The organism is Alteromonas gracilis (assembly GCF_002993325.1).
Taxonomy (GTDB): domain Bacteria; phylum Pseudomonadota; class Gammaproteobacteria; order Enterobacterales; family Alteromonadaceae; genus Alteromonas; species Alteromonas gracilis.
In genome coordinates, this window is record NZ_PVNO01000025.1 from 743,866 (window position 1) to 760,900 (window position 17,035).

Consider the following 17,035-nt stretch of genomic DNA (forward strand, 5'->3'; position numbering starts at 1 on the left):
GAGGTAACAATATGGATATACATGGCTTTTTAACTACGCATCAATTGCCAAGTAGTTATGCAGAAATTGCACAACAATGGTTCAAACCATTATGCGAACGGCTAATTGAGCACCAAAAAGGGGCAAGCAGCCCCCTTATTGTTGGCATTAATGGTAGCCAAGGTTCTGGGAAATCTACGCTAACCAGTTTTATTGAAGCCTACCTCTCGTCTGTTCATGGAAAACGGGTAGTTTCGCTGTCTATCGACGATTTCTATTTTGACCAAAGCCAACGAAACGCGCTCGCGATAAAAGTCCATCCGCTTCTGAAGACCCGAGGCGTGCCGGGAACACATGACGTTACTTTGGCGCTAAATACATTTCGTAGTTTAGATAAAGGCGCGCGATCGCTGCTTCCTCGTTTTAATAAAGCAACGGATAACCCCTTCCCTCAAGAACAATGGCCTGTCATAGAAGTTAAACCTGACTTCATCATACTTGAGGGCTGGTGCGTGGGTGCCATCCCACAGTCGAATTCCGAAATTAAAAAGCCAATCAACCACTTAGAAGAAGTTGAAGACCCTTTAGCAATCTGGCGTTCCTTTGTAAACACAGAACTTGCTGGTGATTACCAAACGTTATTCGAGAAAATCGACTATCGTATTATGCTAAAAGCACCTAGCTTTGATTGTGTGTATCAATGGAGGCTAGAACAAGAACATAAACTTGCAGCCAAAGCCTTGAAAGAAAGAGACGGGGTAATGTCTGACGAAGAAGTGGCAAACTTTGTGCAACACTACCAGCGCATCACGGAGCACGCGTTGCAGTACTTGCCTGAAAAGTGCGACACGGTGTTCTACCTTGATGAAAAAAGAACAATAACTGAACAGGACGTAAAACAATGACGAAAACGCTTGTTTTCACCGATATGGACGGCACGCTGTTAGACCACCATACCTACTCTTTTGAGGCGGCGAAACCGGCTTTGACGGCATTAGAAGAAAAAGATATCCCCGTTATACCCACTACCAGTAAGACATTTGCAGAGCTACAACCATTGCGGGAGAAGATTGGTCTTGATGGGCCATTCATTATTGAAAATGGCGCCGCTGTTTTTATTCCGCACGGTTTCTTCAAGCAAAAGCCCACTGGCACAATTTGGATTGATGGCTACTGGTGCAAAGCATTTATTTCCAATAAAAACTACTGGATTAAACTGCTGGAAAAAATGGGTAGTGAGTTTGACGGCAAGTACAAACAGTTTTCTAAAATGTCGGTCCAAGAAATCCAAGATTGCACAGGGTTAGACGAACTATCAGCATCGCTCGCTGCAAAGCGTCAGTTTGGCGAACCTGTTTTATGGCTTGGCACGGACGAAGAGAAAGAACGCTTTCTAAAAGTTGTCAAAGACCGAGGCGCATTTCCTCTGGAAGGCGGCCGCTTTATCCATATTTCAGGTAATTGTGATAAAGGCCAAGCACTTAAGTGGCTGGCCAACGAATACCAAAAACAACATATTACGAAAGTTAAAACAATCGCCCTTGGCGACGGTAAAAACGACGTAGCGATGCTTGAAGCAGCGCACGTTCCAATCCGCATTTTATCACCGGTAAATCCTCCACCTGCAGTAAAAAAAGAAGAGGTCTATACCAGCACCCTAACCGGCCCTGAAGGCTGGAACGAAATGCTTACTCAATTATTATCCCTATGATCAGGAGGACACATGGCTGATTTTTATCAAAATGGTGTGGTTACTACGTTACATAACTTGGCTCGTCGTCCCACCGAAGAGCTTGAAGCCGAACTGCTACAGTTTTCTCAAAAGCGCCCAATGGCACTTATTCTTCCTTCACTTTTTTCTGAACTAGAAGGTGACGCACTTCCCCATATTGTCAATGAGTTAACAAACGTTCCCTATTTGTCAGAGATTGTTATTGGCCTTGACCGTGCAAATCAAGATCAGTACAAACACGCACTTAAGTTTTTTGGCAAACTGCCTCAGCACCACAGAATACTTTGGAATGATGGACCGCGACTTAAAGCGCTAGACGAGGAGCTTCAGGCACAGGGCTTAGCGCCAAAAGAGTTAGGTAAAGGCCGTAATGTATGGTACTGCATGGGCTATGTACTCGCGTCAAACCGCGCCGAATCGGTAGCACTGCACGATTGCGATATTGTTACCTACAACAAAGACCTGTTGGCAAAGCTTATCTACCCTGTCGCAAATCCAATGTTTAACTACGAGTTTTGTAAAGGTTATTACGCCCGCGTAGCTAATGGCAAAATTAACGGCCGTGTATCTCGTCTTCTTGTTACGCCACTATTGCGCGCCCTTAAGCGCATCATGGGTGACAATGAATACTTAGAGTTTATGGACAGTTTTCGCTATCCACTGGCCGGTGAGTTCTCGTTTAGACGCGATGTATTAAACGATATTCGCATTCCAAGCGACTGGGGTTTGGAAATTGGTGTACTTTCAGAGATGCACCGCAACTATTCACACAATCGTCTTTGTCAGGCCGATATTTGCGATATCTATGATCACAAGCATCAAGATCTTTCGCTTAATAACGACCAAGGCGGCTTATCTAAAATGTCTATAGACATTACGAAAGCGATATTCCGTAAATTGGCGACCCAAGGCTACACGTTCAGCAATGAAATGTTCCGCTCTATCAAAGCGACCTATTTCCGTATTGCGCTAGACTTTATTGAAACCTATCACAACGATGCAGTTATGAACGGCTTGAACTTAGACATTCACAGTGAAGAAAAAGCGGTCGAGATGTTTGCCAGCAATATTATGAAAGCGGGTCAAAACTTCTTAGAAAATCCTATGGAAACGCCCTTTATTCCAAGTTGGAATCGCGTGACCAGTGCGGTACCCGATATTTTAGAAAGATTGTTAGAAGCGGTTGAAGCTGATACTGCAGAATTTATGGAGTAAGTAATATGGCATGGGAGCACCTCCATGACAAAGTAAAGCACCATTTAGAAAGCATTTATGCCGATGTAGCGCTAGACGTCTCGTATGAGACGCTAGCCACTCAGTTATTAAATACGATAGGTATTCAACAACAAACCGACATAGCTTCCCCTAAATCGCACCATAACTACTGGGATGAAGACGACATTGTCATGATCACCTATGGTGATAGCATTATTGACGAAAACGAACGCCCTCTTGTTACGCTGAACAAGTTTTTGCATCGTTATTGCAAGAACACCGTAAATAACGTGCATATCCTCCCTTTCTTTCCCTATAGCTCGGACGATGGATTCTCGGTTATCGATTATTCAACAGTAAATGAAGCACTAGGTACTTGGGATGATATTGAAGCCATAGCTAAAGACTATGGCCTCATGACAGACTTAGTGATAAATCACTGTTCAGCACGAAGCGCTTGGTTCGATAATTTTATAAAAGGCCAAGGGCCTGGGTCTGATTTTTTCTTTACAGCGGACCCAGCTGATGACTTGTCTATGGTGACACGTCCACGAGTGTCCCCTCTACTGCGCGAAACAGAGACAGCAGAGGGAACCAAGCATGTTTGGTGTACCTTTAGTCACGATCAGGTAGATTTTGATTTTAGAAATCCAAAGGTACTTTTAGCGTTCATCGACATTATCAAACTTTACATTGATAAGGGCGCCAAAATATTTCGTTTAGATGCGGTGGCATTTTTATGGAAAATTGTCGGCACTAGCTGCATTAACCTGTTTCAAACCCACGAAGTCATCCGTTTGATAAGAACGTTGATAGAGCATGTTGACCCGTCAATCATAATCATTACTGAAACTAATATTCCTAACAGGGAAAACCTCACCTATTTCGGTAATGCAAACGAAGCCCATGCTATCTATAATTTTTCCCTTCCCCCACTGCTGGTTAATACGCTGGTTAGCGGAGACTGCACCTATCTTAAAAACTGGATGATGAGTATGCCACCCGCTCAAAACGGTACCGCATATTTCAACTTTATAGCTTCGCATGATGGGATTGGTCTTCGACCCGCTGAGGGTTTGCTAAGCGATGAGGAAATATCTGATTTAGTTCACGCTATGCAGCATTTTGGTGGAAAGGTATCGTGGCGCGCCTCTGAGCACGGTCAACAGAAACCATACGAAATCAACATCACCTTGTTTGATGCGCTTCAAGGCACGATAAAAGGCCCTGACAAATATCAGGTCGACCGCTTTATTTGCGCTCATGCCATTATGTTGGGCATGGAGGGAATTCCTGGTATCTATATTCATAGCTTATTGGGTACCTCTAATGACTATGAAAAAGTGGCTAATACCGGGCAAAATCGCTCTATCAATAGGAAGCGCTGGCACTTTGATGAACTAGAGGCATTGCTAGATTCTCCGTTCTCTCAGCATCACAAAGTCTTGACCCGTATTTCTCAATTGATCCGCATCCGTAAAGCGCAGCCAGCATTTCACCCCAATGCAACGCAGTTTACGCTACAGTTAGGAAACCAAATCTTCGGCTACTGGCGTCAGAGTTTAGACCGGAAACAAAGCATATTCTGCATTAGCAATATCAGTGATGAAGAGCAAACGATTCTGTTATCCGATATTAACTTAATAGGCACTGATAATTGGATAGATCTCATCACTCGCGATGAAATAGCGCTTTCAAGCGGTTTTTTACAAATGAAACCATACCAAGTTCTTTGGATCAGTAACCAAGATTTTGAATAAATCAACTGACTAACTTTTATACCGCGGTAAGGATACTGCGGTGTTATGATTAACGTCTCATTTCAAAATGCACATTTGCCATGCGCGATATTAATACATTTTTATTTGACCTTGACGGCACATTGGTAGATTCGGCACCGGATTTGGCGACATCGTTAAACCTCACGCTTGCTGAATTAGGCGAAGCTCAATTCTCCTTACCTGAGATTAGAGGCTGGGTGGGCAATGGCGCAAAAATGCTTGTGCATAGAGGGCTATCTGGCAGCCATGAGGTTGATAATTCTATTCCAGAGACTTACCTAAACAACGCGCTTGAGGTCTTCCTTCGTCACTATGAAAAATATGTTTGTGACGCTTCAACCCTCTATCCTAATGTAAGCGATACCTTGCACACGCTAAAACAAAATGGATTTAATCTCGCTCTGGTAACAAACAAGCCGAAAGCATTTGTTCCCGCTATTCTCGAAAGTTTCAGCATTAATCACTTATTCGACCTATGTATTGGTGGCGACTCACTTGAAGAAAAGAAGCCGTCTCCGCTTCCCCTTTTACACGTATGTGAAGTGCTTAACGTGTCACCCTCTCAATGCGTGATGGTAGGAGATTCTAAAAACGATATTCTTGCAGCTAAAGCGGCCAATATGAAAAGTATTGGCCTTACTTATGGCTACAATTATGGGCAAGACATTTCAATTTTCCATCCTGACTGGGTGATTGATGACATCGGCAAAATATTGGACATTTTAAGCCTGAGTCATTAACGCACTGAACGTTTAACAACTTTTCAAAAATTTACCGAGCAAACGTCGCCATTAGCCAGCTGACTATATTTAATTTCACACGTTAACTTTTGGTATAAAGCGTTTTTTTCTGTAATATCCGCCTGTTAAACAATTTCATGGAGTTTTTGGTATGTCATCTAAATGGCTTTCGCTAGAAGAAGCCCTCACAAAAGCGTTGGACGCTGCCAAAGCAATAACCGACGTTGAACAAGTGAGTATTTTTGACGCACATAATCGCATTTTGGCGCAAGATGTTGTTGCAAATGTAGACGTACCACCATGGGATAATTCTGCGATGGACGGTTATGCCGTTAACACTGAAGAACTGGAACAAACGGCTGCATTAAAGCTGGAAGTACAGGGTGTTATTACTGCAGGCATGCGCGCAGATACTCCCCTTCAACCCGGTAAAGCATTCAAAATTATGACGGGAGCGCCCGTTCCTAAAAATGCTAACGCGGTTGTAATGATAGAAAACACCTCTGAATCCGAGGGCGCAGTGGTGATAAACAAACGCCCTATCGCACAAGAAAATATTCGCAAAAAGGCGAATGATATAGCTCGCGGCGACACGCTCGTAAAAAAGGGAACGCGCATACACGCTGAGCACCTAATGTTGCTATCTTCACAGGGTAAAAATACGGTAGACGTTATACGAAAGCTTCGCGTTGGCGTTGTAGCTACAGGGTCGGAATTAGCTGCGCCAGGCTTAGCACGTGCAGATACTCAAATTTATGAATCAAACCGCGTGGGTGTAAGTAGCATCTTACAAGGCGAAAATGTAGAGCTCATTGATTTTGGTATTGTGGAAGACGACGAGCTCTCTTTACGTAAATTATTTACCGATGCAAGCTCACGGGTGGATGTAATGGTAAGTAGCGGAGGCGTATCCGTTGGCGACGCAGACTATGTAAAGGATATTATTGCAGAATTAGGCGCCATAGATTTTTGGAAAATAGCGGTAAAGCCAGGCAAACCTTTCGCTTTAGGCAAAATAAACAACACGTTATTTTGTGGCCTTCCTGGTAATCCTGTGTCGTCATTCGTAACTGCCAAATTGCTTGTGGTGCCAATTATCAAGAAAATGCAGGGACAATTAGACGCCTACACGCCATTTTCTGTGAGCGCTACTATCACAACCACACTTAATCGTCGTGCCGGACGCCGAGATTTTCAGCGCGCAACCATGGTTAAAAATGAGTGCGGCGATTGGGAAGTAACCCCCTTCAAATCCCAAAGTTCGGGTGTGATGACCTCTATTACGTCAGCAAATTGCTTAATGGTTGTGCCCGAGGATGTCAGTGAATTACAGGTAGGCGACAAAGTTGAAGTTATGCCTCTTCACTTTTAGCCTGGGAAAGATTTAACAACATAGAATAACTCACATTTCCTCGCTTTTGGCTGATAGCTAAAAACGTTAATACGCCTTACAGATTACTCCCTGTAGTTTGGCAAATAGTAAAGAGACAGATTGTCGTGATTAAAAAACGCTTTCTACTAGAAGGTCGAGACATTTTAAAACTCGCGTGGCCATTGCTGGTGGCGCAAATAACGCAAATGCTGATGGGTGTTAGCGATACCATTATGGCTGGACGCTACAGCGCAACGGATATGGCAGCCGTAGCGCTCGGTTTTAGCATTACCGTGCCATTGCTATGCTTTATTCAGGGTATCGCTTTAGCCCTACCTCCCATCATATCTCGTCTACAGGGTAATAAAAATTTAAGCGGCATTGCCGATGCCAGTCAACAGGCTGGCTACTTGGTGTTCTTCGTAGGATTAGTGATTGCAGGGTTAATACCATTTACCGAGAGCATTGTTGCACTATTCCCAATGGCGCCAGCGCTATTTAGCATTACCGTAGACTATGTGCTTTATGTACTGTTTGCCATGCCTGGGTTTGCCCTTTATCAATGGCTTAGGAACTATTGCGAGGGATTAGGTAAAACAAAGCCAACCATGATCATTACCGTCATCGGACTTATGGCAAACGTAGTGGGTAATTATCTTTTCATTTATGGCGTAGGACCGATCCCCGCCATGGGGGGAGCAGGTTGCGGCATAGCGACAGCCATTGTTATTTACACTATGCTTATCGCTACCATTATTTATGTACGCTTCGCTCCTGCGCTTGAGAAATACAACTTGTTTGGGCAAATGTATAAACCCAACATGGTGACCATAAGTCGAACATTTAAAATGGGATTGCCTATCGCTATGACCATTTTATTTGAAGTGACGCTATTTTCAGTGGTGGCATTATTACTTGCACCTTTTGGGGCAACAACGGTGGCTGCACACCAAGTTGCGCTGAACTTCTCAGCGCTCATGTTCATGTTTCCTATGAGTATGGGCATGGCCGCGGCTATCCGCATAGGGTATCGAATAGGCCAAAACAATCAACGTCAGGCTCAGATCGCAGCTCGTGCAGCTATTCTCATTGGCTTTTGCACAGCCGCATGTACCGCTAGTTTTACTCTTTTAGCGAAAGGATTCATCATAGGCTTATACACTAGCGATGAAGCAGTTTACACGTTAGCCAATGCACTGCTTATTTATGCAGCCCTATTCCAGTTGTCAGATGCGGTTCAAGTTATTTCGGCTAACGCGCTGCGAGGCTATAAAGATACCACGGCCATGTTTATTATTACGTTTATCTCATACTGGCTGATTGGCTTGCCAACCGGTGTGATTTTGGGAAGAACGAACTGGATAACGGCAGAGCCAATGGCTGCCGCAGGGTTTTGGATTGGTTTTATAGTGGGGCTGAGCGCAGCGGCCGTTATGTTAGGCGCTCGTTTGCTTTATATTCAGCGCCCTAGTAATGCGGCAAGATTAAGGGCACTTTAGCCGATAACTTTCATTAAGCGTTATCGGTTAGTCTTCATGAGTGGCTCGATATCCTGGCATTGCTACATTGACCCAGTCTTGTGGTATATCTATATCAAACTGGGCATTGGGCGTAGGAATCGCAACGACTTTCCCCTTTTTCATGTATTTTCTGATAATGGGTTTAGCGCCTGTGTCTCCCTCAAGCGTAAAAAGCTCGCTGAATAAAACCTTAGGAAATATGGCCGGTACCGTAAGCCGTGCCTCTGAACCATTCAGAGTTTCGTTTCCTCTGTTTTTAGCTGTCCATTCACAGCACACAATTTTATCAGGGTTATTTTGCGACGCTTGGATCAAGTGTGCTAAATCCTGCTCTGTTAAACACGGTAAGTCTGCCAAAGAAATGAGCAAGTGGCTTGGCGAGTAGGTACGGCTCGCGTGTTCTGCACCGTGTAAGCCGCTGTGGTTATCGCCATTTGATTTTGGCGCTATTGTCTCAGAAACCGAACAGGATACAGATAAAATATGCTGCAAACCAAAACGAATACTAGACGCAATCCCCTCTTCCCATTGTGTATTGTGTACAAGGTTAACAGGACAGTGGCTTAGCTGTGTTTCTAAACTTTCATGCCATTTGCCCGCAACTAGGGTAACCTGATTCGTTTTATCGAATAAACCTTTATGACTTACTTTAGAAACCGTGGCTTCGCAATTGATGACTTGCGTATTTGTATGTGCCGTTTTCGCATTTAAAAGCACACGTAGACTGTGCTCAACGAGAGGTAGATTTGATTCAGGGTGCTCAGATAAAAGTTTATTCCCTCCGTAACGCGCACTTCGACCGCCGGCAAGTAATAAAAATGCCAAATGATAGCTTTCAGTATGCAACGTTTACGCACCCTTTAATGTTTAGTTTAACTGCGGTCATAAAGCATGACTGGGAATTACTTATAAAAAGCGCCCTGTGCGGGCGTTTTTTTCAAACGTGGATAGTGCTAGAAAGTAAAAGCCACATGCAAGCTGTTAATACGCTACAGCTTAATTGTGGCAAACTCACGGCGCTTTTTCACACGAGCTCTTATCATAAAAGCACAAATCAACGACTTCGGCTAAGCCCTTTAATAGCCGCCGTTAACCCCTCGAGAGTGAGCCCGTACATTCGGTCTTCCATTATTTCTCGCATTATTTTGACTGACGAATAATAAGGCCAATAGTTTTCAGGCTGAGGGTTGAGCCATACGGCATTATTGAAATGATTCAATATACGCTGCATCCATACACTGCCCGGCTCTTCGTTCCAATGCTCTACACTGCCACCAGGATACGTAATTTCATACGGCCCCATGGTAGCGTCGCCAACAAAGATAACTTTATAGTCTTTACCGTAGCGGTGAATGATATCCCAAATTGGAATGCGCTCTTTGTTGCGACGAAGGTTATCTTTCCACACCTCTTCATACACGCAGTTGTGAAAATAAAAGTACTCTAAGTACTTAAACTCGGTCTGCACTGCTGAAAAAAGTTCTTGGGTGCTCTTAACGTGAGGGTCCATAGAGCCTCCCACATCAAAAAACATCAGTACCTTTACCGCGTTGTGACGCTCAGGGGCCATATGGATATCAAGCAAACCGCCTTTTTTAGCGGTTTCACCGATGGTGGTATGCACGTCAAGCTGTTCACTGGCACCCGTGCGGGCAAACTTACGCAACTTTCTCAAGGCCACTTTAATGTTACGGGTACCCAATTCCACATCTGAACTCAGGTTTTTAAACTCCCGTTTATCCCATACTTTAGCCGCGGAAAACTTCCTATTACCCTTCTGACCAATTCTCACGCCCTCGGGGTTGTCGCCATAGGCCCCAAAAGGAGAGGTTCCGCCGGTACCAACCCACTTGTTGCCACCCTGATGTCGTTTCTCTTGTTCTTCCAAGCGCTTTTTGAGCGTTTCCATCAGTTCGTCTAGACCGCCTGCTTTACGCAGTGCCTCGCGCTCTTCTGGGCTTAAATTTTTTTCTATTTCCTTACGCAGCCATTCCTCAGGAATGTCTTTGCCAAACAAATCGACAGATTCGACACCTTCAAAATACTCCGCAAACGCCCTGTCGAACTTATCGTACTTGGTTTCGTCTTTTACCATTATGGTTCGTGACAAACTATAGAAGGCTTCGATATCGGCATACACCACGTGCTTTTCAAGCGCACTAAGCAAATCCAGCAACTCGCGCAGCGTGGTTTTAACCTGATATTTTCGCAGTGTATAAAAAAACTGAATAAGCATTAGCGACGCGCCATAAAGACCAGTTTTTCAAACAAATGAATGTCTTGCTCATTTTTAAGTAAAGCGCCGTACAGTGGGGGTATTGCTGCTTTACCGTCTTTTGAATGGAGCGCTTCTGATGGAATATCTTCAGCAACAAGCAACTTTAACCAATCGATGAGTTCTGACGTAGAAGGTTTCTTTTTAAGTCCTGGGACATCGCGAATCTCGAAGAAAGCTTTTAACGCTTCATCAAGCAGCTTCTTCTTTAGATCAGGGAAATGCACATTCACAATTTCTTGCATGTCATCTGGATTCGGAAACTGAATATAGTGGAAAAAACAGCGGCGTAAGAATGCGTCTGGCAGTTCTTTTTCATTGTTCGACGTGATGATAACAATAGGACGCTGTTTCGCAACAACACGCTCCTGTGTTTCGTACACAAAGAATTCCATCTTATCGAGTTCTAAAAGCAAGTCGTTAGGAAACTCAATGTCAGCTTTATCAATTTCATCAATCAATAGTACCGGGCGCTTTTCTGCACTAAACGCTTCCCACAACTTACCTTTTACGATGTAGTTGCCGATATCGTGTACGCGGTCATCACCTAATTGAGAGTCGCGAAGGCGAGATACTGCATCATATTCATACAAACCTTGCTGCGCTTTTGTGGTCGACTTGATGTGCCACTGAATTAGCTCGGTTCCCAGGCTCTCGGCCAATTCCTCTGCAAGCATGGTTTTGCCCGTACCGGGTTCGCCCTTGATTAAAAGCGGGCGCTCAAGCGTGATAGCTGCATTTACAGCCAACTGTAAATCTTTGGTTGCGATATAATTAGACGTGCCACTGAAAGCCATTATTGTTGTACTCCGTTTAATTTTTCGTCTTTGCTAGTTTAGCTATGATATCAAGGGCTTCATATGATTTCCCATCGATATAACATATAGCTAAAAAGCACTTTGCATTTTTATAATTGGGACCAATGATATAGGGGTATAACGAATTCCCCTAATTTAGGCTGTGAATTATTAACTATCACAGGCGTTGAATTATTAACTACTAAAAAGGTCGTACAGATCACGACAGAAGGGGTTTCCTTTAAATCAGGAACGAGGTAAAGATTTATAATGAACGTATTTGACGACCACTCCCTATCTATTGGCCGCACGCCGCTAGTAAAATTGAATCGCGTAACATCAGGTAATGTTTACGCAAAAATCGAGTCGCGCAACCCAAGTTTCAGTGTTAAATGCCGCATCGGTGCTAACATGATTTGGGATGCAGAAAAGCGCGGTGTTTTAACCGAAGGCAAAGAAATTGTAGAGCCTACAAGTGGCAATACAGGTATTGCCTTAGCCTTTGTTGCAGCCTCTCGCGGCTACAAGCTTACGCTTACAATGCCTAGCAGCATGAGTTTAGAGCGTCGTAAGCTGTTAAAAGCATTGGGTGCAAACCTAGTTCTTACTGAAGCGCCGAAGGGTATGAAAGGTGCGGTTGCCGCTGCACAAGAAATTGTGGCATCAGACCCAGATAAATACGTATTGCTACAACAATTCGACAACCCGGCTAACCCAGCCATCCATGAAAAAACTACGGGCCCAGAAATCTGGGAAGATACCGATGGTAAAGTTGACGCGTTCGTAGCGGGTGTAGGTACGGGCGGTACTATTACCGGAGTTAGTCGTTATCTTAAAAATACCAAAGGTAAAGCTATTACTTCAGTGGCTGTAGAACCGACAGACTCGCCAGTTATCACGCAGGCCCTTGCTGGTGAGGAGTTAACTCCTGGACCACACAAAATCCAAGGCATTGGCGCTGGTTTCATTCCTGGTAACCTAGATCTAAGTTTAATTGATGAAGTTGAACAGGTTTCAAACGAAGAGTGTATGGAAATGGCGCGCAAACTTATGACCGATGAAGGTATTCTTGCGGGTATTTCGTCAGGTGCAGCAGTTGTTGCAGCAAAACGCTTTGCTGAACGCCCTGAGAACAAAGACAAAATTGTTGTTGTATTGTTAGCAAGCGGAACAGAGCGTTATTTAAGCAGCCCACTGTTTGCTGGTGCCTTCGACGAGCAAGAAGAAGTTCAGTAAACCCAACTGCAGTTGTATTTGATAAGCGAGGCTCAATGCCTCGCTTTTTTATATCTTACGTTTTGTTCTATTCCTCCCTACTCTGCTCTTAATAATTTAGCGCTCGCCCCTTCTTTCAACTTTGCTTTTTAACTGAATGTTGTGAATAATCAACATGAGAGTAATTGAAGTACAAGGTGTGTTGACTTCAATGGGATATAAAACTATCAATAAGAAACGGAACTCTTAAAATTAAGGTAATCCAAATGAAAACGCGTATGTGGTACGCCCTTACAGGGCTTTTTACAGTTTTGATGCTATCTGCCTGCGGTGAAAAAGAAGAGGGAATAGGTAGATACGGAATGCTTGATGAAAGCACACCCGAATATACAACCGTGATGTTCCTTAAAAGCGTTTACGAAGACGATAACCTCGACAGAGCCATTCGCCTTTCAAGTGAAAAAATGTCGCGAATTTTGACCAGATATCATACAAATAACAACGTACAACGACATCTACTTAATTTAAAGTACGACACTGTTACAGTAACCCCACAAAGCGCTGGCCAAGTTGGTCGAAGTGAGTTCTCTGAGAAATCAACGATCACCGTTTTTCTTAGCGGCAACTATAACGGTGACAAAGTAGAAGACTTACGTAGCTTAGACCTGATTAAAGAAGATGGTGAGTGGAAGGTAAATAAAATCCACCCAGACGCCTATCTATAGCTACACGAAGAAACTGTTTATTTATACAGCATACGTACTATTTGGGGCACGCAAAAATAAAAAGGATAGTTTCCGTATTTGACGCCTTAATTATTGTATCTGTTCGTTAAAATATTATTTTAGGGTGATATTTTGGTATCACCCTAAATTGATATACGGATTATTTCCGCCTTGCATAAAGGATTTTTTCCGTATACTAAATTGTTAGGCGTCATTTACTTACAGCATTAAAGTGTAGGTTCAGACGTGACATTCCAGCATCAAGGTTGTTTCGCTAGGCCGTCTTCGCGGCTAGCTTTCTCAGTTGTTTTAACCACTTTAGCAACGCGCTTTTTATCAACACCGAAACGCCAACATTCAACATCACCAGTCTTCTAAACTCGCTCTTTTATCCAGCATTACCCTTAACATCTGGCATTTCGCACAAGGTTGTTTTATCTTAATTTCAATTATTTAAACACGCGGTCTATTTGGCTAGTGGTGGCAGCAAAGCTGCGTACTTTCAACTGTACGCCTAACAAAACGCTGTTGGCACTCCCTTCGGTCGCTGGGACGCTAACACGTGGGCTGGCTCACTTCGTTCGGATTTTAGCCCACGTGCTAGCGCCCCAAAGCTTAGCGTTATGTTTTCCTATGGAATTTTTGAAATCTTTCTTTGATTTGTGGTCAAAATTACTTCGCAAAAGAATTAGACGGCTATACGTAATCGCATCCATATTACTTGTGATGAATGGTACTTATTGTGTAGTTTTGGGACTTTTTGAATACTTCAAATCTGGCGTTGTCACAGAGACGCTTGGTATGGGCTTAGCTTTTTTGTATCAAGCTGCAGCGTTACTGCCTGTCTGGTATATGACAGATCCCAAAAAAGCCAGCTTTATTCATTTTTTAAGTGCTTTTGCTTTTTTGCTCTTGTTTATCTCGGGAATACCAGTTCATATGGTGTTACGGGGACAAACATAACAAACGCATTAACACTCGCTGCGCTCGCTGGGGACAAAAACACGTAGGCTCCCTCGCTTCGCTCGTTATTATAGCCTACGTATTTTTGCCCGTTATGCGGGTGTTAGCTCTCAAAGGATTGTTGAAGTGTTTAAAATTTTTTTACTCGTTTTCGTTCTGGCAGCGATAGCTTATTTCATCTATCCAAAGTCACCCGAGGCTCGTGAATGGCTCATATCAAATAACAACAAGCACGCTCTTGCAGGAAATAGATTTGCTAGTACGCAGGACGCTATTAGTTTTGTCGAAAACCTGTATAGCATTGGAGCAGTTAAAGTGACTATTTCCAAGAGTGCTATCTATGACAGTAACAACCGAATCCAACAAGAAGGTGGACCCTACGCAAACGCTTTAGAAATATCTTTACCTACTACGCAAAGCGAAAGGGAAGCAATATTGAATATTGCGAATCAAGAAGCTACTAACCAAGGCATGGCCTTTAATCCAGAAAGTGATGTTATAAACAATAAGTTGCTACTATGGTGGGATTAATCAGAAAGCGAGCTAACAACAAAATTAAGTCACTCACTGCGTTCGCTGGGACGCATACATGCGGGGCGGCTTCGCCATTATGCCCCACATGCCTGCGCCCCTTATTTAAAAGTTAGGAGACAAGGAAATGTCAGCAGGCGTCACACAAGCAAACAAATTTTACGAAGAAGTCGCAGCGACTCAAATAGTTTGGTTTGGTTGCCTACCAAACGAAATACTCTTAGAGTTTGATGTTGGTGACAACAAAGTATCTTTGCCCCTGTGGTCTTCCAAATCTAGAATCGATAGGCTTAAAAAACTGAATCCTGAACTGCTCGGAGACGTAGAAGCACGAAATGTTAGCTGGGCACAATTTAAGGAGGACTTCTTACCTATCCTACAGGATGATGAGAAAGTAGTGGGAGTAAATCTTTCTGGCAAAAATCTGACCGGCATAGACATTCCAGCATCAATACTAGTTAAGCAAATAGAGGCATTTGGGTAATGTCACCTAACAAAAAAATCAAGCTCGCCCGCTGCGCGGGCTGGGACGCAAACATGTGGGCTGCTCACTTCGTTCGGATTTTAGCCCACATGCCTGCGCCCCTTATTTAAAAGTTAGGTGCTACAGGGATATGAGCTTCGAAAGATTTCATAAACATCGCCACATCGTAGCTGATAATAAGGTTGGCGTATCGTACGATCGCTTCACTACAAAGTTTGAAGTTAAGGTAGGCGATACTGTTGCTTACTCTAAGTACTTTTGGTTCTGGCCTAGACATAATGCCACCGTTCAAATCGGTGATAGCTCTTATGCGCTCAGTGTATACTGGTTTCTCATATGGGGAGCGTCTTTAAAAAAAGATGATTCAGTTATTGTAAAAGAGCTCCTACCTAAACGCCGTAGACGCTCTATTTCAATTCTCGGCTATGGTGTTTTCATTGTTTTTGTTAGGGCTGCATTTGTTGTTTTTGCGCCATAGCACCTAACAAGAGACTATGGCGTCAATAGTTAATTTAAAGCCTTTGGCGCTTCCCACATCACACCATCTCTCAACATTGAATTCAGTACTATTACCATCTTTCTCACACAGGCAATCAAAGCCACCTTTTTAGGCTTTCCTGCGCTTACTAACTTACCGTAATAAGATTTAAATACAGGGTTTGATTGAATCGCCGACATCACAGCCATAAAGAGTACTGTTCTTACTTGGTGACGGCCACCTTGTATTTTCCGATGCCCTTTATACCGCCCACTTTCTTTGCTCATCGGTGCAACACCAACTAAGGCTGCTGCTTGTTTGTTCGTCATATAACCAAGCTCAGGTAGATTACTTATTATTGACGCAGCTGCGACTTTTCCAACACCATTCATGCTTTGAAGCAGTTGATCTTTCGCTTTAAATTCCGGCGTCAACTCAATCATCTTCAGGATTTTTTCTTCGACCTTTTTTATCTGATTACCCAAAGCCGTTAATATCGGTTTTATCGTCATCGCAAGGTCTTTGGGCATGATTTGAATTCTATTTTTTTCCATTGTTTGCATGGAAAGGAGTTGATTACGACGCGTGACTAAATCGCTCATAGCGCGCATGGCTTTTGGCTTCAGCTGAGTTAAGTCAGGTTTTATCACCTCACTAAAGTGCGCTATTAGTTTAGCGTCGAGCTTGTCAGTTTTAGCTCGCCGCCCTATCGCACCAGCAAATCGTTTTATGTGAACTGGATGGGCAATGACAAATGGAAGTTTTGCCTCAGCGCACGCCATTGCAAAAGGCATTTCTAATCTGCCCGTCGCTTCAACAACTATTCTTTCGGGCTGATATTTCTTGAGTTCGACAATCGCTTCTTTTATCCCTCTTTCATTGTTTTCTACACAGAAAAAGATATCCAAAGGCCGTATGTAAATATCAAGCTGTGATTTGCCAGTATCTACCCCAACGTTAATTTTTTGCTTTGTAATAGTGTTCATAATAAGCTGACTCTTGCTTGCATAATGCGGGTTCGAGACCCAGTAGACTATTCGAGTGTGGTGCTTGGAGTCCTATGAGGCGTTCTTTCTTGTTATCGGTCTCTCAATTGAGGAGCCAAAAATTAATCGAACTGCCAAATAGAAAGCTTTAGTTGCTGCTAAAGCCTGGGTCTCACATTACCCGAAATTGATGAAAAAGGATTTAAGTTAGGTGGGTAATTATCCATACAAAAAAATTAAGT

17 protein-coding genes are annotated in these 17,035 nt (G+C 43.4%); 13 read left to right on the forward strand and 4 right to left on the reverse strand.

The genetic code is table 11. The annotated features are described in order from the left end of the window. Window positions 1-11 precede the first annotated feature (11 nt). The 7 genes from C6Y39_RS11825 (at window position 12) to C6Y39_RS11855 (ending at window position 8,318) form a co-directional block, all read left to right on the forward strand. Complete coding sequence (locus C6Y39_RS11825; protein WP_105931423.1) at window positions 12-884, forward strand: kinase; 873 nt, start codon at window positions 12-14, stop codon at window positions 882-884. Beyond that, complete coding sequence (locus C6Y39_RS11830; RefSeq protein ID WP_105931424.1) at window positions 881-1,690, forward strand: HAD-IIB family hydrolase; 810 nt, start codon at window positions 881-883, stop codon at window positions 1,688-1,690. Before C6Y39_RS11825 ends, C6Y39_RS11830 begins: the two co-directional genes overlap by 4 nt. Before the next feature lie 12 nt (window positions 1,691-1,702). Further along, window positions 1,703-2,926 carry a glycosyltransferase family protein gene (locus tag C6Y39_RS11835; protein WP_105931425.1) on the forward strand — a complete coding sequence of 408 codons (1,224 nt, stop codon included), beginning with the start codon at window positions 1,703-1,705 and terminating at the stop codon, window positions 2,924-2,926. A gap of 5 nt (window positions 2,927-2,931) precedes the next feature. Continuing rightward, the gene (locus tag C6Y39_RS11840) at window positions 2,932-4,686 is read left to right on the forward strand and encodes a sugar phosphorylase (protein ID WP_105931426.1); all 1,755 of its coding nucleotides are present in this window, start codon (window positions 2,932-2,934) and stop codon (window positions 4,684-4,686) included. 80 nt (window positions 4,687-4,766) lie between these two features. Further along, window positions 4,767-5,447, forward strand: coding sequence for a phosphoglycolate phosphatase (locus C6Y39_RS11845; RefSeq protein ID WP_105931427.1), 681 nt, complete (start codon window positions 4,767-4,769; stop codon window positions 5,445-5,447). Between the two features lie 151 nt (window positions 5,448-5,598). Continuing rightward, complete coding sequence (moeA, locus tag C6Y39_RS11850) at window positions 5,599-6,819, forward strand: molybdopterin molybdotransferase MoeA (protein WP_105931428.1); 1,221 nt, start codon at window positions 5,599-5,601, stop codon at window positions 6,817-6,819. Between the two features lie 125 nt (window positions 6,820-6,944). Further along, window positions 6,945-8,318 (forward strand): MATE family efflux transporter, encoded by a 1,374-nt coding sequence (locus C6Y39_RS11855; RefSeq protein WP_105931429.1) that lies wholly within the window; start codon window positions 6,945-6,947, stop codon window positions 8,316-8,318. Window positions 8,319-8,345: 27 nt separating this feature from the next. On the opposite strand, the gene C6Y39_RS11860 is transcribed toward C6Y39_RS11855, so the two are convergent. The 3 genes from C6Y39_RS11860 to C6Y39_RS11870 form a co-directional block, all read right to left on the reverse strand. Further along, entirely contained in the window at window positions 8,346-9,185 is an 840-nt protein-coding gene (locus C6Y39_RS11860; RefSeq protein ID WP_105931430.1) for a nucleotidyltransferase family protein, read from the reverse strand. A 208-nt stretch (window positions 9,186-9,393) separates the two neighbouring features. After that, the gene (locus C6Y39_RS11865) at window positions 9,394-10,575 is read right to left on the reverse strand and encodes a vWA domain-containing protein (protein WP_105931431.1); all 1,182 of its coding nucleotides are present in this window, start codon (window positions 10,573-10,575) and stop codon (window positions 9,394-9,396) included. Continuing rightward, window positions 10,575-11,411, reverse strand: coding sequence for an AAA family ATPase (locus C6Y39_RS11870; RefSeq protein ID WP_105931432.1), 837 nt, complete (start codon window positions 11,409-11,411; stop codon window positions 10,575-10,577). Before C6Y39_RS11870 ends, C6Y39_RS11865 begins: the two co-directional genes overlap by 1 nt. 270 nt (window positions 11,412-11,681) lie before the next feature. Between C6Y39_RS11870 and cysK the strand changes: the two genes are divergently transcribed. The 6 genes from cysK (at window position 11,682) to C6Y39_RS11900 (ending at window position 15,807) form a co-directional block, all read left to right on the forward strand. After that, window positions 11,682-12,647, forward strand: a complete 966-nt coding sequence (cysK, locus tag C6Y39_RS11875; protein ID WP_105931433.1) for a cysteine synthase A — start codon at window positions 11,682-11,684, stop codon at window positions 12,645-12,647. Between the two features lie 245 nt (window positions 12,648-12,892). Further along, a complete protein-coding gene (locus C6Y39_RS11880; RefSeq protein WP_105931434.1) occupies window positions 12,893-13,351 on the forward strand; it encodes a nuclear transport factor 2 family protein in 459 nt (152 codons plus the stop codon). A gap of 633 nt (window positions 13,352-13,984) precedes the next feature. Then, window positions 13,985-14,314, forward strand: a complete 330-nt coding sequence (locus C6Y39_RS11885; protein ID WP_146128602.1) for a hypothetical protein — start codon at window positions 13,985-13,987, stop codon at window positions 14,312-14,314. A gap of 126 nt (window positions 14,315-14,440) precedes the next feature. After that, a complete protein-coding gene (locus tag C6Y39_RS11890) occupies window positions 14,441-14,845 on the forward strand; it encodes a hypothetical protein (protein WP_105931436.1) in 405 nt (134 codons plus the stop codon). 127 nt (window positions 14,846-14,972) lie between these two features. Next, a complete protein-coding gene (locus C6Y39_RS11895) occupies window positions 14,973-15,329 on the forward strand; it encodes a DUF2750 domain-containing protein (RefSeq protein WP_105931437.1) in 357 nt (118 codons plus the stop codon). A gap of 130 nt (window positions 15,330-15,459) precedes the next feature. Further along, on the forward strand, window positions 15,460-15,807 hold the full coding sequence (locus C6Y39_RS11900) for a hypothetical protein (RefSeq protein WP_105931438.1): 348 nt from the start codon (window positions 15,460-15,462) through the stop codon (window positions 15,805-15,807). 29 nt (window positions 15,808-15,836) lie between these two features. On the opposite strand, the gene C6Y39_RS11905 is transcribed toward C6Y39_RS11900, so the two are convergent. Then, window positions 15,837-16,793 carry an IS110 family RNA-guided transposase gene (locus tag C6Y39_RS11905; RefSeq protein WP_105930038.1) on the reverse strand — a complete coding sequence of 319 codons (957 nt, stop codon included), beginning with the start codon at window positions 16,791-16,793 and terminating at the stop codon, window positions 15,837-15,839. Window positions 16,794-17,035 lie beyond the last annotated feature (242 nt).